Origin of the sequence: Actinoallomurus iriomotensis, from assembly GCF_030269445.1 — a bacterium.
Classification (GTDB): Bacteria; Actinomycetota; Actinomycetes; order Streptosporangiales; family Streptosporangiaceae; genus Actinoallomurus; species Actinoallomurus iriomotensis.
Map to the genome: position 1 here is coordinate 141,295 of NZ_BSTJ01000010.1, position 22,625 is coordinate 163,919.

14 protein-coding genes are annotated in these 22,625 nt (G+C 71.9%); all 14 read left to right on the forward strand.

Annotation, left to right across the window (positions count from 1 at the left end; genetic code table 11):
- Positions 1-182: 182 nt before the first annotated feature.
- The 14 genes from QSK37_RS35715 to QSK37_RS35780 all read left to right on the forward strand — a co-directional run bounded on the left by QSK37_RS35715 (position 183) and on the right by QSK37_RS35780 (position 22,608).
- Positions 183-2,261, forward strand: a complete 2,079-nt coding sequence (locus tag QSK37_RS35715; protein ID WP_285629767.1) for a beta-glucosidase — start codon at positions 183-185, stop codon at positions 2,259-2,261.
- Between the two features lie 224 nt (positions 2,262-2,485).
- Positions 2,486-5,611, forward strand: a complete 3,126-nt coding sequence (locus QSK37_RS35720; protein WP_285629769.1) for an amidohydrolase family protein — start codon at positions 2,486-2,488, stop codon at positions 5,609-5,611.
- 109 nt (positions 5,612-5,720) lie between these two features.
- Positions 5,721-6,005, forward strand: a complete 285-nt coding sequence (locus QSK37_RS35725; protein WP_285629771.1) for a hypothetical protein — start codon at positions 5,721-5,723, stop codon at positions 6,003-6,005.
- 31 nt (positions 6,006-6,036) lie between these two features.
- Complete coding sequence (locus QSK37_RS35730; protein ID WP_285629773.1) at positions 6,037-6,780, forward strand: protein kinase family protein; 744 nt, start codon at positions 6,037-6,039, stop codon at positions 6,778-6,780.
- 101 nt (positions 6,781-6,881) lie between these two features.
- A complete protein-coding gene (locus QSK37_RS35735) occupies positions 6,882-8,693 on the forward strand; it encodes an MBL fold metallo-hydrolase (RefSeq protein WP_285629777.1) in 1,812 nt (603 codons plus the stop codon).
- Positions 8,694-8,734: 41 nt separating this feature from the next.
- Positions 8,735-10,552, forward strand: coding sequence for an alpha-amylase family protein (locus QSK37_RS35740; RefSeq protein WP_285629779.1), 1,818 nt, complete (start codon positions 8,735-8,737; stop codon positions 10,550-10,552).
- A complete protein-coding gene (locus tag QSK37_RS35745; protein WP_285629781.1) occupies positions 10,542-11,669 on the forward strand; it encodes a LacI family DNA-binding transcriptional regulator in 1,128 nt (375 codons plus the stop codon). The genes QSK37_RS35740 and QSK37_RS35745 overlap by 11 nt, the downstream gene beginning before the upstream one ends.
- Positions 11,670-12,637: 968 nt before the next feature.
- Positions 12,638-13,996, forward strand: a complete 1,359-nt coding sequence (locus QSK37_RS35750) for an ABC transporter substrate-binding protein (RefSeq protein WP_285629783.1) — start codon at positions 12,638-12,640, stop codon at positions 13,994-13,996.
- Complete coding sequence (locus QSK37_RS35755; RefSeq protein WP_285629785.1) at positions 13,996-14,946, forward strand: carbohydrate ABC transporter permease; 951 nt, start codon at positions 13,996-13,998, stop codon at positions 14,944-14,946. Before QSK37_RS35750 ends, QSK37_RS35755 begins: the two co-directional genes overlap by 1 nt.
- Positions 14,946-15,875, forward strand: a complete 930-nt coding sequence (locus tag QSK37_RS35760; protein ID WP_285583794.1) for a carbohydrate ABC transporter permease — start codon at positions 14,946-14,948, stop codon at positions 15,873-15,875. Before QSK37_RS35755 ends, QSK37_RS35760 begins: the two co-directional genes overlap by 1 nt.
- Positions 15,876-15,878: 3 nt before the next feature.
- Complete coding sequence (locus QSK37_RS35765) at positions 15,879-16,916, forward strand: ROK family protein (RefSeq protein ID WP_285629787.1); 1,038 nt, start codon at positions 15,879-15,881, stop codon at positions 16,914-16,916.
- Positions 16,913-17,500: a D-sedoheptulose-7-phosphate isomerase gene (locus QSK37_RS35770; protein ID WP_285629788.1), complete on the forward strand. Its 588-nt coding sequence runs from the start codon at positions 16,913-16,915 to the stop codon at positions 17,498-17,500. The genes QSK37_RS35765 and QSK37_RS35770 overlap by 4 nt, the downstream gene beginning before the upstream one ends.
- Before the next feature lie 54 nt (positions 17,501-17,554).
- The gene (locus QSK37_RS35775) at positions 17,555-20,098 is read left to right on the forward strand and encodes an alpha-mannosidase (protein WP_285629790.1); all 2,544 of its coding nucleotides are present in this window, start codon (positions 17,555-17,557) and stop codon (positions 20,096-20,098) included.
- Positions 20,095-22,608 (forward strand): glycoside hydrolase family 2 protein, encoded by a 2,514-nt coding sequence (locus tag QSK37_RS35780; protein ID WP_285629792.1) that lies wholly within the window; start codon positions 20,095-20,097, stop codon positions 22,606-22,608. Before QSK37_RS35775 ends, QSK37_RS35780 begins: the two co-directional genes overlap by 4 nt.
- Positions 22,609-22,625: the final 17 nt, after the last annotated feature.

Here is a 22,625-nt window from a genome sequence, read left to right on the forward strand (position 1 = left end):
GTCACTGTTCGTGTTCTTTTCTAATGATCTGCCCGAGTTAGGAGCAGCGGAGAGATCCGATGTATGTCCTGCTTTGGTGGCCTGACCCGCCCTTCTGACGCCCATGGCGGGCGTGGCGATATTGACGCATCGGATGTCTGGTGTTTGTCTGACAGCCGCCCGGCCGACCTCAGGGAGGACCCATGAGTCGCCTGCCCACCGCGTTGGCCGCCACGGCGGCCCTCACGCTCGGCGCGCTCGCCGCCGCGAGCGGAGCACCGGCGGGCGCGGCGCCGCCGACGCCCGAGCGCCGCGCCGCCGCCCTCGTCGCCCAGATGACCCTGGACGAGAAGATCTCCCAGGTGCACACGACCGGCACCGGGGCCGGGGGCGTCTCACGCCTCGTTCCCGGCATCCCGCGGCTGGGCGTCCCCGACTTCCTCATCTCCAACGGCCCGGCCGGCGTCGGCACCGGCGCGGTGCCGCGACAGCCGAACGCCACCGCGCTGCCCGCGCCCGTCGCCCTCGCCGCCGGCTTCGACCCCGAGCTGGCCCGGCGGTACGGCGAGGTCGAGGGCCGCGAGACCGGAGACGTCGGACACAGCCTGATCGAGGCCCCCGACGTGAACATGGTGCGCGTCTACCGCAACGGCCGCGCCTTCGAGAACTACGGCGAGGACCCCTATCTCGCCGGCCGGCTCGCCGTGGCCGACATCCGGGGCATCCAGAGCCAGGGCGTGCTGGCCGAGGTCAAGCACTACACCGCCAACGACCAGGAGACCAACCGCAGGACCATCGACGAGGAGATCGACGACCGTACCCTCCACGAGATCCACCTGCCGGCCTTCGAGGCCGCGGTGAAGGAGGGCCACGTCGCCTCGGTGATGTGCGCCTACCCGTCGGTCAACGGCGCCTTCATGTGCGAGAACCGGCACCTGCTCGCCGACGTGCTGCGCGGCCAGTGGGGCTTCGGCGGATTCGTCCAGTCCGACGCGAGCGCCACCCACACGGCGGTCGGTTCGGCCCGGGCCGGCCAGGACCTCGAACTGCGTGACAACGGCCCGTACGACGAGGAGCTCAAGCAGGCCGTCCTCGACGGCACGGTGAGCATGGCCCAGCTCGACACGATGATCGAGCGCCGGCTGGCGGCCGAGATCCGCGCGGGCCTGTTCGACCACCCGCGGACGGTCACCCCGATCGACGCGGCCGCGGGCGGCGCGGTGGCGCGGTCGGTCGCCGAGCAGACCAGCGTGCTGCTGAAGAACTCCGGCGCGGCCCTGCCGCTCGACGCGCGCCGCCTGCACTCGATCGCGGTCGTCGGGCCGTACGCCCAGGCCGCGCATCCGGGCGGCGGCGGCAGCGCGCACGTCAACCCGCTCTACACCGTCAGCCCGGTCGACGGCATCACCAAGCGGGCCGGCGCGGGCGTGACCGTGCGGAGCTCGGACGGCGCCGACCCCGCCGCGGCCGCCGCGCTCGCCAAGTCCTCGGACGTGGCCGTCGTCATCGTCGGTGACGTGGAGAAGGAGGGCACGGACCGTACGAGCCTGTCGCTCAGCGGCGGCCAGGACGACCTCGTACGGTCGGTCGTGGCCGCCAACCCGCACACGATCGTGGTGCTCGACAGCGGAGCGCCCGTCCTGATGCCGTGGCTCGGCGACGTCCCCGCGGTGCTGGAGGCCTGGTACCCGGGCGAGGAGGACGGCAACGCGCTCGCCGCGCTGCTGTTCGGCGACGTCGATCCCTCGGGGAAGCTCCCGGTGACCTTCCCGCGCAGCGAGACTCAGACGCCGGTGAGCTCGCCGGAGCGCTACCCCGGAGTGAACGGCGTGGCGACCTACTCCGAGCGGCTCCAGGTCGGCTACCGCTGGTACGACGCGCAGGGACAGGATCCGCTGTTCCCGTTCGGGTACGGCCTGTCGTACACGAGGTTCGCGTTCGGCCACCTCACCGTCGGCCGGCCCGGCCACGACGGGCGGGTGACGGTCGGCCTCGACGTGCGCAACACCGGATCGCGTACCGGCGCGGAGGTCGCCCAGGTGTACGTGACCGATCCGGCGTCGGCCGGCGAGCCGCCGCGGCAGCTCAAGGGGTTCGCCAAGGTGACCCTGCGACCCGGCCAGGTGAAGCACGTGCGGCTGACCCTCGACCGGCGGGCGTTCTCCGTCTGGGACGGCGCGGCGCAGCGCTGGACCGTCCCCGGCGGCCGTTACACGATCGCGGCCGGTGATTCCTCGCGTGACCTGCCGTTGTCGGCGTCCGTGACTCTTCCGGCATACTGACCGGTCGGGACATTGTCAGATCGTTACCAATAGAACGCCCAGGTCAGCGCATTCTTCGTCTGGGTGGCGGGGCCGAAACAGGACATTGTGCTGTTCGGCGGTCGTTTCGGCGGCTAGCGTTCCGTCCGCGAGATCGCGCGCGGAGACGAGGACCGGCACGGGACGATCGGCGCTCGGCGGACACGCCGAGCGTCCACGCCGGTCCGCGCGAGGACGGAGAGCACATGGCGGGCATCAAGAGGCGGAGCCTCCTGACGGGTGCGGCGGGAGTCGCCGCGATCGCCGGGATCGGGGGCATCGACGTCGGCTCGGCCCGGCCGGCCGAGGCCGCCGCGTCCCAGTCGCCCGGCCATGGCCGCACCGTCCGCCTGCGCGAGGGCACCGACGTCGCGGCCCAGCTGTCGCCGGACGGGCGGTTCATCGCGATCGACCTCGTCGGCGTGCTGTGGGTGCTGCCGGCCTCCGGCGGCCAGGCCCGCCGGCTGACCAGCGACCTGTACGACATCGCCCAGCCGGAGTGGTCGCCGGACGGCAAGTGGATCGCCTTCCAGTCCTACCGCGAGGGCGTCTTCGACATCTGGATGATCCGCCCGGACGGGTCGGGGGCGCGCCGGCTGACCCACGGGCCGTACGACCACCGTGAGCCGCGCTTCTCCCCGGACGGCCGGCGGATCGTCCTGTCCTCCGACCTCACCGGCAGCTACGGCATCCACACGCTGGACGTGGCGTCGGGCGACCTCACCCCGGTCACCGACACGACCGCCGAGGAGTACGAACCGGCGTGGTCGCCGGACGGCACGCGCATCGCCTTCGTCGTGGCCAACACCCGGATCGACGTGGTCGACCTCGGCACCGGCGAGCGCACGACACCGGTGACCGTCCCCGCCGGCCAGGTGATCCACAATCCGGCCTGGACCACGGACGGCCGGGACCTGGTGTACTCCGTCGTCCTGAACGGGCGCAGCGAGCTCTGGCGCTCGGGAAAGCCCCTCGTGACCGGCGAGGAGGTGTTCCCGTTCCGGGTGTCGTGGCTGTCGCGCGACGAGTTCCTCTACACCGCCGACGGGAGGATCCGGCGCCGTTCGGTGAGCGACGGCACGCGGAAGGACATCGGCTTCAGCGCGGGCGTCACCGTCACCGCGCCGGCGTACAAGAAGCGCCGTCGCGACTTCGACTCCACCAAGCCGAAGCCCGTCGTCGGCATCGGCAGCCCGGTGCTGTCGCCGGACGGCACGCAGGTGGCGTTCCGCGCGCTCAACGACATCTACACGATGACGATCGGCCAGGCGCCCCGCCCGCTCACCCGTGACCACTGGTGGAAGAGCGCCCCCGCCTGGTCGCCGGACGGCCGGTACCTGTCCTACTCGACCGACCGGGCCGGCAAGCTGGACATCTGGATCCGCGACCTGCGGACCGGCGCCGACCGCCGGCTGACGGACCTGCCGAACGCCGCCGCCGTGTCGGGCACCTGGTCGCGCGACGGCGCGCACATCGCCTTCCTCGACCAGACCGGCGCGCTCTACACCGTGGAGGTCTCCTCCGGCGACGTCCAGCCCGTCTACACGGCCACCTTCGAGCCCGGACGGCCGACCTGGTCCGCCGACGGCAACGTCATCGCGCTCGCGGCTATCAAGCCGTACTCCGCGCGCTATCGCGAGGGGCTCAGCAAGATCCTCCTGGTGGACCGCCGCACCGGCGCCGGCACCTACGTCGACCCGCTGCCGGACCGCTCCATCCAGACGCGCGGCGACGACGGCCCCGTGTGGTCGCCCGACGGCACGAAGATGGCGTTCGTCGTCGCGAGCGTGCTGTGGGTGGTCGACGTCCATCCCGACGGCACGCCCGACGGCAAGCCCCGGCAGCTCACCCACGAGGTGACGGACGCGGTGAGCTGGAGCGGCGACTCGAAGCAGCTGCTGTATTTGAACAACGGGCGGCTTCGCCTCGTGACCGTCGACGGCGGCCGTACGCGCACCCTGCCGATGCCGCTGACCTGGGCAAACGCCCGCTCCAATGGGCGCACCGTGGTCCGCGCCGCGCGCATGTGGGACGGCAGCAGCCGCACGCTGCGCGACAACGTGGACATCGTGGTGGAGGGACACCGCATCGTCGCGGTCGAGCCGCGCGGCCACGGGCGCGGCGACAAGGTCGTCGACGCGGGCGACTCCGTGGTCGTCCCGGGCCTGGTGGACATGCACAACCACCGGGAGATGCAGGGCTACGAGTACGGCGACCGGCAGGGGCGGCTCTGGCTGTCGCTCGGCATCACCACCACCCGGTCGCCGGGCAGCCCGGCGTACCACATGGTCGAGGCGCGTGAGGCGTTCCAGTCCGGCGCCCGCGTCGCCCCGCGCTACTTCGCCACCGGCGAGGCCGTCGACGGGCCGCGCATCTTCTACAACTTCATGCGGCCCACGTTCGACGACGACCAGCTCGCCCTCGAGCTCGAACGCGCCGGCGCCCTCGACTACGACCTGATGAAGGCCTACGTGCGGCTGCCCACCGAGTGGCAGCGGAAGGTCATCACCTGGGCGCACGAGCACCGCGTGCACGCCACGTCGCACTACCACTACCCGGCGACGGCCTTCGGCGGCGACGGCATGGAGCACATGGGCGCGACGAACCGGTTCGGCTACTCCCGCACGGTCACCGCGCTCGGCACCGGGTACCGCGACGTCATCGACATCTTCACCGCCTCCGGCGCGGTGCGGACGCCGACGCTGTTCGTCGCGGCGACGATGTTCCGCGAGGACACCTCGCTGGTCACCGACCGGCGGGTGAAGACGCTGTACCCCTCCTGGGAGTACGCCTCGCTCCAGGCCGCCGTGAAGACGGCCCAGACCACCGACCAGACCGTGAACGAGCGGAACCTCGCCGCCCAGGTGGCCCAGGTCGTCGCGACGATCCGCGGCGGCGGCCGGATCATCACCGGCACGGACTCGCCGATCGACCACACCGCCGTCAGCACCCACATGAACCTCCGCGCCCTGGTCAAGTACGGGCTCACGCCGTACGAGGCGCTGACCACGGCCACCCGGGTGCCGGGGGAGTTCCTCGGGGAGCCGCTCGGCCAGATCAAGCCGGGCATGTACGCGGACCTGGCCTTCCTCGGCGGTGACCCGCTCACCGACATCTCCCGGGCGGCCGACGTGCGGCAGGTCATGGTCAACGGGGAACTGCACACGGTGGACGACCTGCTCGCGCCGTTCGCCTCCCCGGCCCGCACGGCCGCCGCGCCCGCGGGCCGGCTGCTGCCCAAGCTGCCGGAGCACCCGGCGAACCGGAAGTACTGGTGGCACGACCCCCACTACCTGGAGGAGAGCAAGCGGTCCTGCTGCGCGGAGAGCTGACCGCGCCCCGGGCTCGGAGGTTCTGACGGGAATATGATTTTCCGGAGGTTCGGCGCGGGACGGGGAGACGTCCGATCAAGACCGGGCCGGTACGGGGGTGCGTGAACCGATGGGACCGACGCCGACTCGGGTGACGCTGTACGCCCGCGCAACGGAGGCGGAGCGGGTCGCCGAGTTCCGGTGGAGCCCGGAATCAGGCGTCTCGCTCACCGTGTTCGACCCGGAGTGGGGCGCCCTGGCCAGGGACTACTACGAAAACGGCGTACCGCTCATCCGGGAGAACCGGCGAGTGCCGGCCGGCGAGGGCGCGGCCTTCATGCGCGCTCTCCTGGAGCGGCGGAACATGAGCTACTACAGCCTCGTCGACGAGAGCCAACGCGACAACCTGAACTGACGGCCCAGGCCCACACTGAATCGGAATTCGCATGGCCAAGGACGCGGCGCTGGGGCGCCTCTTCGGCAAGGCGGCCGCGTTCTTTCGCGGACCGGTGGAGCAGGTCGACGGCGTCTGGACGCGTAAGCTCTCGAAGCCTCAGCTGGAAGACATCAGCAACAACTTCCCTGCGTACCGGGTCGATCTACCCGATGGCACGAGCAGGCTGTACAAGCTCAATCCCGACATGGACATCGGTTACGGGGTGCCCGCCAACAAGATGATCAACCGCGAGGTCGGTGCCTCGATCACCGACCGGCATCTCGGCTTCGGGCTCGTTCCCCGCACCACCTTCTGGGAGGGCCCGTACGGGAAGGGGTCGCTCCAGGACTGGCTGCATGACGCGACCCCCGGCAAACTGCCGCACGAGTACGACCGGCTCGACCAGCAGCGGATGGCCGTTCTGGACTATGTCATGGGCAGTGGTGACCGGAACATCGGCAATGTCTTCACCCACCATGGACGTCCGGCCGCGACCGACAACTCGATCTCCTTCCCACGGTACGACGACGAGGTGATTCGTTCGACCTACGTGAAGAACCACGTGGGGCAGCAGCTCGACGCCGACGTGCTCGCCCAGGTGAACGCGGTCGACCCGGTGCGCCTGGCCACGGATTTGAAGGACGCGGGCATCGACGCCCAGTCCGTGACGAACGCGATGTCCCGCCTGCGGGAGATTCAAAGCAATGGCGCGATAACAGGGCGGTACTGGCGCGGCGACATCATCGAGTGGTGATCGTCGCCGGATCCCCACGACCGGCCCGCTCCGCGCCGGTCGCCACCTGACGTGGCCAGGGAGACTTCCCTGCCGGTCCATCCGTATGGAATCGTTCCCATATGCGTATTACGGACAGCCTGCGGGTCCATCACGACACCTGCAACGTCTACCTGCTCGTCACCGGTACGGACGCCGTCGCCATCGACTTCGGGTCCGGCTCCGTGCTGGATCACCTGGCCGACCACGGCATCGAGCGGATCACCGACGTGCTGATGACGCATCACCACCGTGACCAGGGGCAGGGGCTGGCGCGCGCCGCGGCCGCCGGGATACGCATCTGGGTGCCCTCCACCGAGCGGGACCTGTTCGCCGACGTCGGCACGCACTGGCAGACGCGCGTCATCGACAACTACTACGACCTGCGCCAGGACCGGTTCTCCCTGCTGGAGGACGTACCGGTCCACGGCGTCCTGCCCGAGTACCGCACCACGCGCGTCGGCGGGGTCGACGTCCACGCGATGCCCACCCCCGGGCACACGCTGGGCTCGGTCAGCTACCTCGCCGAGCTGGACGGCCGGCGGATGGCCTTCACCGGCGACCTGCTGTACGGGCCGGGCACCGTCTGGTCGGTCTCGGCGTTGCAGCGCGGCTACAACGCCCTGGAGGGCGCGGCCGCGTCGGTGATCTCGCTCGACCTGGTCGCCGAGCGCGCCCCCGACCTCGTACTGCCCTCGCACGGCCGCCCGATCGCCGAGCCGGCGGAGACGCTCGCGCAGACCCGGCGCAACCTGCAGGCACTGGTCGACTTCCGCCGTGATGAGCCGTGGGACCTGGACGCCTGGCTGCGGCGGCCGTACGAGGAGGTCACCCCGCACCTGCTGCGCAACCGCACCTCCTTCGCGACCAGCTACGCCCTGCTGTCGGACTCCGGCGCCGCGCTGCTCATCGACTACGGGCTCGACATGATCACCGGGCTGCCGACCGGTGACGACCGCTCCTCACGCCGCCCCTGGCTCGCCTCGCTCGACGCGCTCAAGCGCACGTACGGCGTCGACCGGGTCGAGGTGGCCATCCCGACCCATTACCACGACGATCACGTGGCGGGCTTCGGCCTGCTGCACGAGGTCGAGGGCACCGAGATCTGGGCCGGGGAGTCGATCGCGCCGATCCTGCGCGACCCGCACCGGTACGACCTGCCGTGCCTCTGGTACGACCCGCTGCCCGTCGACCGCGCGGTCGCGCCGGGCGTTCCCGTGCGGTGGCACGAGTACGAGCTGACCATGTACCCGCTGCCCGGCCACACGCTGTACGCGGTGGCGATCGCGTTCGAGGCCGACGGCACCAGGGTGCTGGCCACGGGCGACCAGCAGGACGGTGGCTGGGTCGACGGCGAGCGGACCGAGGTGCTCAACTTCCAGTACCGCAACCGGTTCCGCGTCGACGACTTCGTCGACTCCGCGCTGCTCTACCGGCGGCTGTCGCCGGACCTGATGATCAGTGGGCACTGGGAGCCGCGCCCGGTCGACGACCGGTACCTCGACATGCTCCTGGCGAAGGGCGAGGAACTGGCCCGCCTGCACCGGGCGCTGCTGCCGCTGGACGAGGTGGACTTCGGCGCTGAGGGCTTCGGCGCGCGGATCCTGCCGTACCGCTCGACGGTGGGCGGCGGCGAGAACCAGGAGTTCGAGGTGGTGGTCCTCAACCCGTTCCGGCAGCGCTGCGAGCTCCGCGTCGACCTGGTCGTGCCCGAAGGGTGGCTGGCCACCCCGGCGTCCCGCGCGGTGGAGGTCGAGGGAGGCGGCGAGGCGGTGGTGCGGTTCACCGTCGTACCCCCGCCGGGCCGTCGGCGGCGGGCGCGGCTGGCGGCCAACCTCACCGCCGGCGACCGCGACTTCGGCCAGCAGGCCGAGGCCCTGGTGGACGTGCGATGACCGGGCCCGGCCGCGGAGCGAGTGAGGAGGGTGAGCGACCGATGACGCGCATGGACGTCGGTGAGACCGACGGGTGGCTGGAGATCCGTGCCGAGCACTACACCGCGCGCGTCGACCGGGAGCGGCTGCTGGCCGACGTCACCGGGGCGGACGGCGGGTCCTGGGGGATGCTGCGGCTGCTCGCCTCCGTCGACACGCTCGCCGGCCCGGACGAGACGACGCATGTCGAGGCCGTGACCTGGGAGTCCACGGACTCGTGCGTACGGCTGACCGTGTCGTGCGCCAGCTCGCTGTGGACCGCGCGTACGCACGTGGTGGAGTTTCACCCCGGCCGGATCACCTTCGGGGCGACCGTGCGCGGTGAGGGCCGCGTCACCACGGTGCGGCTGCTCGGCGGAGCGCGGCTGCCGCAGGGCGTGCTGCCGAGCGGCGCGGCCCACCACACCGTCTTCTCCCCGAACCCGGACCACCCCTGGCGCGTCGCCCGCCCGGCGGTCGAACCCGCCGTCATCAGCGTCAACGGCGAGGGCGGCGAGCCGGGCGTGGGCCGGTGGCTGTTCACGCCGGCGCCCACCTGCTTCGGACTGTCCCGCGAGCGGGCCGCCGACGAGCGGACCCTGCCGGAGGGACCGTGGCTGATGCTCGGGCTGGCCGCGGCCCGGCGGACGTTCGTCGACGTCGTCTACGACCCGGCGCCCGGCGGGTTCAGCCTGCGCTGTGAGTACCAGGGGCACACGGCCGCCGACGGGACGTTCACGACGCCCGAGGTGCTGCTGCTGTTCGGCGCGGCCGACCCGTACGCGGGGTTGCGCGCGTACCGCGACGAGCTGGCCGCCCGCGGGCTCGCGCCCGCCGTCGTCGGCCGGGACGCCGCGCGCCCGCCCTCCGGCGACCGGCTCCAGCCCATCTTCTGCGGCTGGGGCGCCCAGTGCGCCCTGGCCGCCGTGGACGGGTCGCCGGCGCCCGCGCTGTCGCGCCGCGCGCTGTACGAGGAGTGGCTGGACGCCCTGGCCGGTCGCGGGATCGTCCCCGGCACGATCGTCGTGGACGACAAGTGGCAGGAGCGGTACGCCACCTGCCGGCCCGACGCCGTCAAGTGGCCGGATCTCGCCGGTTTCGTCGCCGACCGGCAGGCCGGGGGACAGCGGGTGCTGCTCTGGTGGAAGGCGTGGGACCCCGAGGGCGCCCCCGCCGAGGCGTGTGTGCGCGCTCCGGACGGCACACCGCTCGCGATCGATCCGGAGAGCCCCGCGGGCCGCGCGGTGATCGAGGACGCGATGGCGTACATGCTGGGCCCGGACGGGCTGAACGCCGACGGCCTGAAGATCGACTTCACCGCGCGCACGCCGTCGGGCACCGCCCTGCGCCACGCCGGCCCGTCGTGGGGCTTCGACCTGCTGCACGAGCTGCTGGCGGTCGCGTACCGGGCGGCGAAGCGGGTCAAGCCGGACTCACTGATCGTCACGCACACGCCGGACCCGGGCTTCCTCGACGTCACCGACATGATCCGGCTCAACGACGCGCTGCACAACGACCACCCCGAGGGGCTGGTGCCGCCGTCGGACGACGCCGTCGTCGAGCAGATGACCTACCGGGCGCGGGTCGTGCACGCGGCGTGCCCGGAGCTGCCGGTGGACACCGACGGCTGGCGCCTGCCCGGCGAGCGGCATCTGCGGGCGTACGCCGCCGCGGCGCCGCGACTGGGCGTGCCGGCGCTGTACTACGCCGACGAGATGGACTGGGCTCCGGGACGCGTCGAGGCCGCCACCTGGGCCGCCATCGCCGAGGCGTGGGCGGCGTACCGCGCGGAACATGGGCTCGCCGTGCCGCCACATAGAATCATCGGCCATGGGGCGTAGACGTGAGGACGGTGCCGGACACCGACCGAACGGCACACCGTCGCCCCAGCCCCGCCGGCGGCCGACCATCCAGGACCTCGCCCGCGCCGCCGCGACCTCACCTTCCACCGCGTCCCGCGCGCTGAGCGGCAACGGCTACGTCGCGGCCGACGTGCGGGCGCGGGTGCTCGAGGCGGCCGAGCGCATCGGGTACGTCCCGGACATCAACGCGCGTACGCTCCGCAACCGCCGGAGCCGTGCGGTCGGCGTGCTCATCTCGGATCTGCGCAACCCGTTCTACGCCAACCTCGCGGCCGTCATCGAACAGCAGCTGCGCTCGGCCGGCTACCACGTCATCGTCGTCAACAACGACGGTGAGCAGCACGCCGAGGTCGAAGGCGCCCGCACGTTCCTCGCGGTGCGCGTCTCGGCGGCCATCATCACGCCCGTGTCGGACCGCGCGGTGCACATGCTGATGGACGACGGCGTGCCGGTGGTGCAGGCCGACCGCATGGTGGACGGCCTGACCACCGACGGCGTGCTGGTCGACAACGTCCAGGGCGCGCGGCGGATCACCGACCACCTGATCGGGCTCGGGCACACGCGCATCGCGCTGCTGATCGACGAGACCGGCTGGACGACCGGCGCGGGCCGTCTCGCGGGCTACCGCGCGGCCCTGCGCGACGCCGGCCTGCCGATGGATCCGGGCCTGGTCGTGCCGACCCGGTTCCAGCCCGACACGGCGCGGGAGGCGGTGACCGCGCTCCTCGACCGCCGGCCCGACGTCACGGCGCTGTTCGCCGCGAACAACCGGCTGGCCGAGGGCGCCTTCCAGGCGCTCCAGGAGGGCGGCCACCGCATGCCCGACGACATCTCGCTGGTCGCGTTCGACGACGTGCCCTGGATGTCGATGGTCTCGCCGGGCATCACCACCGTCGACCAGCACACCGACGACCTCGGCCGGGCCTGCGCGCAGCTCGTCGTCGACCGCATCGCGGGGGGCGCGGCCGGGCACATGACCGTGCGCTACATCGAGCCCTCGATCGTCCTGCGCGGCTCCACCGCGCCGCCGCGCACGTCGCCGGCCACCTCCGTCCGGCCGGACCCGGGCCCGGCCGCCGCCGCGCCGTCGGCCTGAGCCCGCGCGGGGCCTCAGCGGACCTGGCCCGCCGGGGCGCGGAGACGGTGACGGGCAGCGAGAGACAGAACTCGACCGCCGCCGTCTTGGACTTCACCAGATTGTCGCGGGCGTCCTTGAAGGAGTCGGTGCTGCTCCTTCCGCATCAGCGCATAACGAATTCGGGGTTGTCTTCGCCGCTGCTGTGGCGTCTGTCGGTATACGTCCGGCATGAATATCGGCGGAGCCGGAAAAAGGGGTGGCGGAGTGCGGGCCCCGCCCTGGTCGGGCCTCGCGACCCGCATGGCGAGGCCGGTGCCTTCATCCGATGAACGACCTGGTCGAGCGGCGGCTGTGAGCCGATCAGGTGGAACCCGATGGTCGGCGTCGTCGGGCTGGTCAACCCGAGGACGCACTCGCCGGCCGGCCTCTCCGGTGGTCCGGCGGAATCTTCCAGCAAGAGGCGGTCCTATTGCGAAAGAAAGGATCTGAGCGCTTTCGTTCGCCGTCGCCTTCCCGCTCGCGGTCGAGACCAAGACGAATGAGGGCGACGGTGAAGTCGCTGACGATCTTTCCGACGCGGGCCCACCACAGCGGGACACATCCGGTAGCCGGTGACGTGTCCTGGCGGCATCTCGCCGGGACGGCGATGGAAGCGGCCGGACGAGCCCGGTGGACGCTCCGGCCGGAGGCCGGGCCGCACCCCCTGAGCGGCACGGTCGCGCGGTCGGGCCGGGCGGACGGTGGCGTCGGTGGCCCTGAGGCGCGTGTGGCACGGGCAAGAATGGCGCGTTAATCCGTCCGAAACATGGTCTTGACAGCGACTGCGGGCCGAAAATATGGTCGGCCGCACTGTGGTAACGATGCCACATTCAATGTCCGGGCCGGTCCCCCACGCGCCCGCAGTGCCCGAGTTCACCGGAAACCGCAGGTCACCGCGTACTCTTCACGCCTGGCCCGGACATTCGCCTGGTTGTGAGGAGTGAGCAATGATCACCCGACGCGGTTTTCTCACCGGCTCGGCGGGCGCGCTCGCACTCGGCGCCGTCACGAGCGCCTGTGGCGGTGTCGGCGGCAAGAGCACGAGCGGCGGTGGCGGTGCGTCCAAGGGCGACACCGGAGCGATCTCGATCCAGGGCATGGGCAAGCCCGACGACGTCGCCCAGGCGCGCATCGACGCGTTCAAGAGCGCGTACCCGAAGGTCCAGGTCAACATCAACGAAGGCGACTTCGACCCGCAGCAGTTCCTGTCCGCGGTCGCGAGCGGCAACCCGCCGGACATCGTGTACCTCGACCGGGACCTCGTCGGCACGTACGCCGCCAAGGGCGCCGTCCAGCCCCTGGACGACCACCTCGACAAGGCCGGGCTCAAGACCAGCCTCTACCGGCCCGCGGCCGTGCGCGAGGTGACGATCGACGGGAAGGTCTACGGCGTCCCGGAGTTCTACGACACCCGCAACATCCTCATGAGCGGCAAGGCGCTTCAGTCCGCCGGCCTGACCGCGGCCGACCTCGCGACCAGCGACTGGGACAAGCTGCACACCAACACCGTCAAGCTCTACAAGGCGAACGGCGGCAAGATCTCCCGCATCGGGTTCGACCCCAAGCTGCCGGAGTTCCTGCCCCTGTGGGCCAAGGCCAACGGCGCCGAGCTGATCAACCCCGACGGCTCGCCGAAGCTCGACGACCCCAAGATCATCGAGGCGCTGACGTTCGCGCTCAGCCTCATCGACGAGCAGGGCGGCTGGTCGAAGTTCAAGGCCTTCCGCGACACCTGGGACCTGTTCGGGGCCAAGAACGAGTTCCAGAAGGACCAGGCCGGCGCGTTCCCGTGGGAGGGCTGGTACGTCAACGTCCTCGTCCAGGCGACGCCGAAGCTGAACCTGGAATCGATTCCCTTCACCGACCGCCAGGGCAAGCCGATCAGCTTCTCCAACGGCAGCGCGTGGTGCCTGCCGAAGGGCTCCAAGAACCCGGCCGCCGCGGTCAACTGGATGAAGACCATGACCGCCACCGACACGTGGATCAAGGCCGGCGCCGCGCGCGAGGCGACGGTGGAGAAGAACAAGTCCATCTTCACCGGCCTGTGGACCGGCAACCCCACCGCCGACGCGCAGATCAAGGCCAAGTACGTCAAGCCCGGCGACACCGGCTTCGACAAGGCCATCCAGAACTACTACGCCTCCACCGAGTACGCCTTCAGCATCGCGCCGTCCAAGGCGGGCAGCGAGATCAAGACGGCGTGGACGGACGCGGTGAACCGCGCGCTGTCCGGCCAGCAGAAGCCCGACGCCGCCATGAAACAGGCACAGTCGGAGGCCGCTAAGGCGTTCAGCGCGGTGAAGTGATGGCGGCCGTCACCACCGCCGCGACCCGTGTGCGGCAGAAGAAGAGGAAGGGCACCCGGAGCCGGGAGGCGCGCGCCGCGTACGGCTTCATCGGCATCTGGATCGTCGGCTTTCTCGTGTTCACGCTGGGCCCGATGATCGCCAGCCTCGTGCTGTCGTTCACCGACTACAACGCCATCAGCTCGCCCCACAACGTGGGGTGGGCGAACTACCGGCAGATGTTCTCGGACCCGAAGGTCGGCAAGGCGCTCGCCAACACGCTCGTCTACGCGGTCATCTACGTGCCGGCCGCGATGGTCGTGGCGCTGGCCCTGGCGATGGTCCTGAACCGGGTCGGACGCGCGTCAGGGTTCTTCCGCACCGTGTTCTACCTGCCGGTGATGACGCCGCCGGTCGCCGCGGGCGCGCTGTTCCTGCTGCTGCTCAACGGCAACCAGGGTCTGCTGAACCGCACGCTGCACCTGGTCGGGATCAACGGGCCCAACTGGACGACCGACACCGCGTGGGTCAAGCCGGGCCTGGCCCTGACGATGCTGTGGGGTGTCGGCGGCATGGTCGTCATCTACCTCGCCGCGCTGCGTCAGGTGCCCAAGGACCTGTACGAGGCCGCCTCGCTCGACGGCGCGGGAGCGTGGATGCGGTTCCGCAAGATCACGCTGCCGATGATCAGCGGCGCGCTGTTCTTCACGCTGATCGTGCAGACCATCTCGGCGCTGCAGATGTTCGACCAGGCGTACACGATGTTCTTCGGCGGCCAGCAGAACAGCACCTACTCCAACGACGCGGCGCTGTTCTACGTCATCTACCTGTTCCAGCAGGGCTTCGGCTTCCTGCACATGGGCTACGCCTCCGCGCTCGCCTGGCTGCTGTTCATCGTGATCATGATCATCACCGCGATCCAGGTGCGGGTCTCGCGCCGGTTCGTCTACTACGAGGGGGAGAGGGACTGATGGCCGCTTCTCCCGCCGGCCTGACCGCGACGCCCGCGGCCGAGGGCCCGGCCACCCGCAAGGCCAGGACGGCGCCGCCGGGCGCCGGCCGGCGCGACCGCCCTCCCGTGTGGAAGCGCGCGCCGTACCTGGTGGTGCTCGGGCTCGCGAGCGTGCTGTTCACCTATCCGTTCCTGTGGCTGATCAGCGCGTCGTTCAAGCCGCGCACCGACGTGTTCGACAACGCGCTGATCCCGCACCACTGGCGCTTCGCCAACTTCGCCGACGTCTGGCACTACGGCAACATGGTGAACTGGCTGATCAACAGCGCGGTGGTGGGCGTCGCCGCCGCCACCACGGTCACGATCAGCAGCGCCGTCGTGGCGTTCGGCTTCGCCTACTTCCGGTTCCCCGGCCGCAACATCCTGTTCGGCCTGGTGCTGGCCACGATGATGCTGCCGCAGGCGGTCACGATGATCCCGGTCTACCTGATCTGGAACAAGGTGGGCCTGACCGGCACGCAGGTCCCGCTGTGGGCGCAGAACATCTTCGGTTCGGCGTTCTACATCTTCCTGCTGCGGCAGTTCTTCCTGTCGCTGCCACGGGAGCTGTTCGAGGCGGCGCGCGTCGACGGGTGCAGTTTCTTCGGGTTGTTCTGGCGCATCGCCCTGCCGCTGGCGCGGCCGGCACTGGCGATCGTGTTCATCTTCGAGATCCAGGCGAGCTGGAACGACCTGCTCAAGCCACTCATCTACCTGCAGAACACCTCGCTGTTCACGATGCCCCGCGGCCTGAAGTCGATCATCGACACGTTCGGCAACGGCGGCGAACACCACTGGGAGATCATCTCGGCGGCGAGCCTGATCGCGACCATACCCATGATCGTGATCTTCGCCTTCGCCCAGCGGCACATCATCGAGGGCATCGCCACCACGGGCCGGAAGGGCTGACACGTGACATTCGGGGATCACGTACTCGCCCTCGACATCGGCGGCACCAAACTGGCCGCCGGCGTCGTGGGCCGGGCCGGCGACGTACGGTCGTTCGTACGGACGCCGACGCGGGTCGAGGAGGGCCCGGACACGACCGTCAAACGTCTCCTCGACCTCGGCCGGGACGCCCTGGCCGAGGCCGGCCACCGGGCCGAGGACATGGCCGCGGTCGGCATCGGCTGCGGCGGCCCGCTCGACCCGGTCACCGGCCGGGTGCAGGGCCCGCCCGGCCTGCCGGGCTGGGACGACGTGCCCATCGTCGACCTGGTCGACGCCGCGTACGGCCGGCCGTCGTTCCTGGAGAACGACGCCACCGCCGCCGCGCTCGGCGAGTACCACTACGGGCGCTGGGGCGACGTGCGCCAGATGCTCTACCTGACCGTCTCAACCGGGGTGGGCGGCGGCGTCATCCTCGACGGCCGGCTGTACCGCGGCGCGGCCGGCAACGGCGGGGAGTTCGGGCACGTCGTCATCGACTGGAACGGCCGCCTCTGCGGCTGCGGCCAGCGCGGCTGCATCGAGGCGTACGCCTCGGGCACCTCGATCGCCCGGCGCGCGAACGAGGCGCTCGCCACCGGTGAGGCGTCCTCCATGCGGGAGGTCCCGGTGGTGACCGCCGAGACCGTCTCCGCGCACGCCGGCCGGGGCGACGCCCTCGCCCGGCACGTCTGGGACGAGACCACCGCAGCACTGGGCCGGGCCCTCGCGGTGATGATCAACGTGATCGAGCCCGAGCTCGTCGTCCTGGGCGGCGGCGTCACCCGCGCCGGCGACGCCCTCCTGCTGCCGGTGCGCCGCGCGGCGCTGTCCCAGGCCATGCGGCCGGCCGGCGCCGCCGCCCGCGTCGAGCTGTCCGCGCACGGCGACACCGTCGGCGTGGTCGGCGCGGCCGCGTCGGCGTTCCTCCACCTCGACGGCGGAGGAAGGACCCATGACCTCGCGGAGCGAGGGAACCGAAGTCACCGTCTTCCCCCGACGAAGGAGGTCTCGTCCCCATGACCGACCAGCCCGCGCTCGCCGAGTACCTCGACGAGCACCTCGCCGTAATCGAGTCGGTCCGCGGCCTCGTGCCCGAGGTCGAGTCGCTCGGGGAGGAGGTGATCGCGCGCCTGGCCCGCGGCGGCGTCGTCTACTCCTTCGGCAACGGAGGTTCGGCCGCCGACGCCCAGCACCTCGCGGGTGAGCTCATCGGCCGGTACTGCCGCGAGCGCCGGCCGCTCGCCGCCGTGGCGCTGTCCACCGACCCGACCGTGTCGACCTGCATCGGCAACGACTACTCCTTCGACGACGTCTTCGCCCGCCAGGTCACGGCGCTGGCCGGCCCGGACGACGTCGTCGTCGGGTTCACCACGAGCGGGCGTTCCCCCAACGTCGTCGCCGGGCTCGCCGCGGGCCGCAAGGCCGGCGCGCTGACCGTGCTGCTCACCGGGCACGCGGACAGCGGCGGCGGACCGGCGGCCGAGCACGCCGACCGGGTCCTCGCCGTCGCCTCGGCCCGTACGGCACGCGTCCAGGAGGCGCACGTCCTGCTGTTGCACCTGCTCAGCGAGCACATCGACCGCTGGGCCGCCGAGTCCTCGTAGCCGTTCTCGTCACGGACCGGCACCCCCACCATCGGAAGGAACCCCCGCTTCACCATGATCAGCGCGAAACCGGACCCCCGGCCGCGTACGGCGTCCACCTCCCACCCGGCGCCCCCGATCGGACGGGCCACCCGCGGGCCCCTCCACATGATCGGAAACGCGCACATCGACGCGGTGTGGCTGTGGCCGTGGCAGGAGGGCTTCCAGGAGGCGCGCGCGACGTTCCGCGCCGCCCTCGACCGCATCGCCGAGTACCCCGACTTCGTCTTCACCTGCGACTCCATCGGGTACCTGGCGTGGATCGAGGAGCACGACCCGGAGCTGTTCGACGCGCTGCGCGAGCAGGTGCACGCGGGCCGGTTCGAGATCGTCGGCGGCTGGTGGGTCGAGCCGGACTGCAACATCCCGGGCGGCGAGGGGTTCGTGCGGCACGCGCTGTACTCCCAGCGGTTCCTGGCGGACCGGTTCGGCCGGATGGCCTCGGTCGGCTGCAACGTCGACCCGTTCGGGCAGAACGCCGTGATCCCGCAGCTGCTCAGCAAGTCCGGCATGGAGAGCTACGCCTTCATGCGGCCGCAGCCGCACGAGGCCGAGCTGCCCGGCCCGACGTTCTGGTGGCGGTCGGCGGACGGCTCCCGGGTGCTGACCTACCGGATCCCGCACGAGTACTGCAGCCCGGCCGGGCACCTGGGCACGCACGTCGGCAAGGCCCTGGCCCAGCTCCCGCACACGACCGAGCCGCTGATGTGCTTCTACGGCGTCGGCAACCACGGCGGCGGCCCGACCCGGGCCAACATCGACAGCATCGTCGAGCTGAACGGCAGCGACCAGTTCCCGCGGATGATCTTCTCCACGGTCGGCGCGTTCTTCGACGACGCCAGGGACGGCGACCTGCCGGAGTACACCGGCGAGATCCAGCCGCACGGAGTCGGCTGCTACTCGGCGCACTCGGGGATCAAGAAGCTGATCCGCACCACCGAGCACGCGCTCGCCGCCGCGGAGAAGTGGGCGGCGATCGCCGGAGAGGTGGCGGCGATGCCGCCGGTCACCGGGGAGTTCGAGACGGCCTGGCGGCAGGTGCTGCTCAACCACTTCCACGACACCGCGGCCGGCACGGCGCTGCCCAGCGCGTACGACGACGCACGCGACCAGCTCGGCGAGGCCCGCTCGATCGCGGCGCGCCTGCAGAACCGGGCGATCCAGAGCATCAGCCGCCAGATCGCCGTCGCGCCCGAGGAGGGCATGGCGCCGCTGGCGGTGTTCAACCCGCACCCCTGGCCGGTGGCGACCACGGTCGAGGTGGAGTTCGGCGCCCAGCTCGGCCGTGGCGCGATCGTCGCCGTCGACGACGCGGACCGGCGCGTGCCCGTCCAGCCGGCGCGCTCGTCCACGGTCTGCGGCGGGCGGCGGGTGCTCGTGGTGCCGGTGGAGCTGCCGCCGCTCGGCTACCGGCTCTACCGGCTGTACGCCGACCCGGTGAGCGGCCCGGTCGCCGAGCGCGGCACCGTCCTGGAGAACGAGCACCTGCGGGCCGAGATCGACCCGGAGACCGGCTGGCTGTCGAGCCTCGTGCACAAGGCGAGCGGCGTCGACCTCATCGACGGCGAGGCGGCGCGGGCGGCGCACGCGGCCGTCCTGGACGACCCGACCGACACCTGGGGCCACAGCGTCGTGTCCTACCGCGACGTGATCGGCCGGTTCACCCCGACGTCGGTCCGCGTGGTCGAGTCCGGCCCGGTGCGCCACGTGGTGCGGGTCGACAGCGCGTACGGCTCCTCGACGATGCGCGAGGACTACGTGCTGGTCGCGGGCGCGCGGCACCTGGAGGTCCGGGTGACCGTCGACTGGCACGAGCGGCTGCGGATGCTCAAGCTGCGCTTCCCGACCGCGCTGACCGGCGTCACCGCGACGCACGCCATCCCGTACGGCCACCTGGAGCGCGTGCCGGACGGCCACGAGACGGTGAGCCACACCTGGGTGGACGTGTCGGGGGAGACGCCCGCCGGCCCGGCCGGGCTTTCGGTGCTCAACGACGCCAAGTACGGCGGCGACGTGTCCGACGGCGACATCGGCGTCACCGTCCTGCGGAGCCCGCCGTACGCCTGGCACACCCCGGAGCCGCTGCCCGAGGACGGCGACTTCGAGGCGATGGACCAGGGCGTGCAGCGGTTCACGTACCGGCTGCTGCCGCACGACGGCGACTGGCGCGCGGCCGGCACGCCGCGTGCGGCCGCCGAGCTGGACCAGCTCCCGGTCGCCCTGCTGGAGTCCTTCCACGACGGCCCGCTGCCCCAGCACCGGTCCTTCGCCGACGCGAGCGACGCGGGCAACGTCGTGATCACGGTGGTCAAGCGGGCCGAGGACGGTGACGGCCACATCGTGCGCGGCTACGAGACGGACGGCGCGGCGGCGACCGCAACGGTCCACCTGCCGTTCCTGCGGCGCACGGTGATCGCGGAGTTCGACCCGCACGAGATCAAGACGCTGTTCGTGCCGGACGACCGGAGGCTGCCGGTGGTCGAGACCGACCTGCTCGAACGGCCACTGAGCGAGTCGGAGGACCGGGCGGAGGACACCATCCTGGACCGTACGGAATGACCGGTGTGGTCGCCCTCGACCGGGACTGGCGCCTGCGCGGCTTCCTCGGCGACGACTGGCAGCTCCACCGCGCCCAGCTGCACGCCCGCGACGTGGGCGGCCGGTGGGTGCCCGCGCGGGTGCCCGGCTCGGTGCTGGCGGACCTGCTCGCGGCGGGCGAGGTGCCCGATCCGCGCGTCGGGCGGCAGAGCCTGCTGTCGGAGTGGGTGCCGCAGCGGACCTGGGTCTACCGGACGACGCTGCGCACGCCCGCCCTGGCGGAGGGCGAGCGCGCGTTCCTGGAGTTCGACGGCGTCGACCACTCCGCCACCGTGCACCTCGACGGCGAGCGGGTGGCCGCGCACGAGGGCACGTTCGTCCCGCTCGTGACGGAGGTGACGGAGCGGCTCGGCGCCGGCGAGCACGCCCTGGCGGTCGTGGTCGACCCGGCTCCGGTCAGCGAGCCGCAGGTCGGCCACACCGAGGCCGTGACCGTGCACAAGGGCCGGATGGGCTACGGCTGGGACTTCTGCCCGCGCATGGTCCACCAGGGGCTGTGGGGCCCGGCCCGGCTCCGGATCACCGGTGCGGTGCGTCTCGCGGACGTGTGGGCGCGGCCCGCGGCGGACCGGCTCACCGTCACGGTGACCGCGGACGGCGACACGACCGGGGCGACCGCCGCCTGCGCGCTGCGCGACGCGGACGGCGCGGTCGTCGCCGAGGCCGTCGTACCGCTCGCCGGCGCGGTCACCGAGGTCGTCCTCGAGGTGCCCTCGCCGCGCCCGTGGCGGCCGAACGGCTTCGGCGAGCCGTACCTCTACACGCTCGACACGACCGTCCGCGACGGGTCCGGCCGGCGCGGCGACGAACGCCGGGTCCGCGTGGGCTTCCGCGACATCGGCTTCGTTCGCGAACCCGCCGGGCCGGCGGGCGCGCTGCCGTACCGGCTGACGGTCGGCGGGGAGCCGGCCGACATCCTGGGCTGGAACTGGGTGCCGGTCGACGCGATGTACGGGGCGGCCGGCGAGGATCGGCTCCGCCACCTGCTCACCCTCGCCCGCGAGGCCGGCGTGATGATGCTGCGGGTCTGGGGCGGCGGCCTCATCGAGAGCAGGACGTTCTATGACCTGTGCGACGAGTACGGCATCCTCGTGTGGCAGGAGTTCGCCCAGTCCAGCTCCGGGATGAGCAGCGTGCCCAGCACGGATCCGGCGTTCGTCGCGCGGATGCGGGCCGAGGCCGAGCGGATCGTGCCCGCGCGCCGCAACCACCCGAGCCTGGCCATCTGGTGCGGCGGCAACGAGCTGCAGAACGCCGACGGCGTCCCGCTGACCGACGGCGAGTCCCCGGTGCTGGCGGCGCTGCACGAGGTGGTGGCGCGCCTGGACCCGGACCGGCGGTGGCTGCCGACCTCGCCGTTCGGGCCGGTGTTCGGCAACACCCTCGACAGCGTGCGCACCGCGCCCGAGCAGCACGACGTGCACGGCCCGTGGGAGCACCAGGGGCCGGCCGACCACTACCGGCTCTACGACGAGGGGCGCGGCCTGCTCCTCAGCGAGTTCGGTGTCGAGGGCATGAGCAACGTACGCGCGATCGCCTCGGTCGTGCCCGGCGCGACGCTGCCCACGCACGGCGACCCGGTCTGGGACCACCTGGGCCGGTGGTGGAACAACGAGCCCCTGGTCCGCGCGGCCTTCGACGACGCGATCGGTGACCTGCCCGCCATGTCGCGGGCGAGCCAGTTCCTCCAGGCCGACGGCCTGCGGTACGCGGTCGAGGCCAACCGGCGGCGGCCCGGGAGCTGCGGCGTGCTGCCGTGGCAGCTCAACGAGTCCTTTCCCAACGGCTGGTGCACGGCGGCGGTCGACTACTTCGGCGAGCCGAAGGCGGCCTACCACTACGTGCGCCGCGCGTACCGCTCGCCGCTCGTGTGCGCGGCCCTGCCGGCGCCGCGGGTGACCGGCGAGGAGTTCACCGCCACCGTGTGGGCCGGTCCGGGCGAGGTCACCGCGCGGGTGCTGCGCCTGGACGGCGAGGAGATCGCGTCCGCCGCATGGCGGAGCGAGGCGGACGCGCCCGTGGCCGGGGCGGGCGGCCTGCGGCCATGCGGCGAGATCCGCTGCGCCACGGCCGCGCTGGCGGGCGCGCCCTTCGTCCTCGACCTGGCACTGCGGGCGGGCGGACGGACGTACCGGAACCGGTACCTGCTCACCGCCGGCACCGGCTTCGGAGCGCTGCTCTCCCTCCCGCCGGCCCGCGTGGAGGTGCGGCTGGCGGCCTCCGGCGACGAGTGGACGCTGCGGCTGCGGCACGAGGACGGCCCGGCCGCGCCGTTCGTACGGCTGCTCGACGGCCGCCCGGCGGACCGGCCCGGCTGGGCCCGCTGGGACGACAACGCGGTGGACCTGCTGCCGGGCGAGGAGACCGTGCTGCGGTGCCGATGGGACGGCGTGCCGCCCGCCGAGCGCCGGGTGCTGCTCGACGGCTGGAACGTTCCCGCCCGCGTGCTGACCGAGAACCCCGCGTGCTGACCGAGAACTCCGATGGG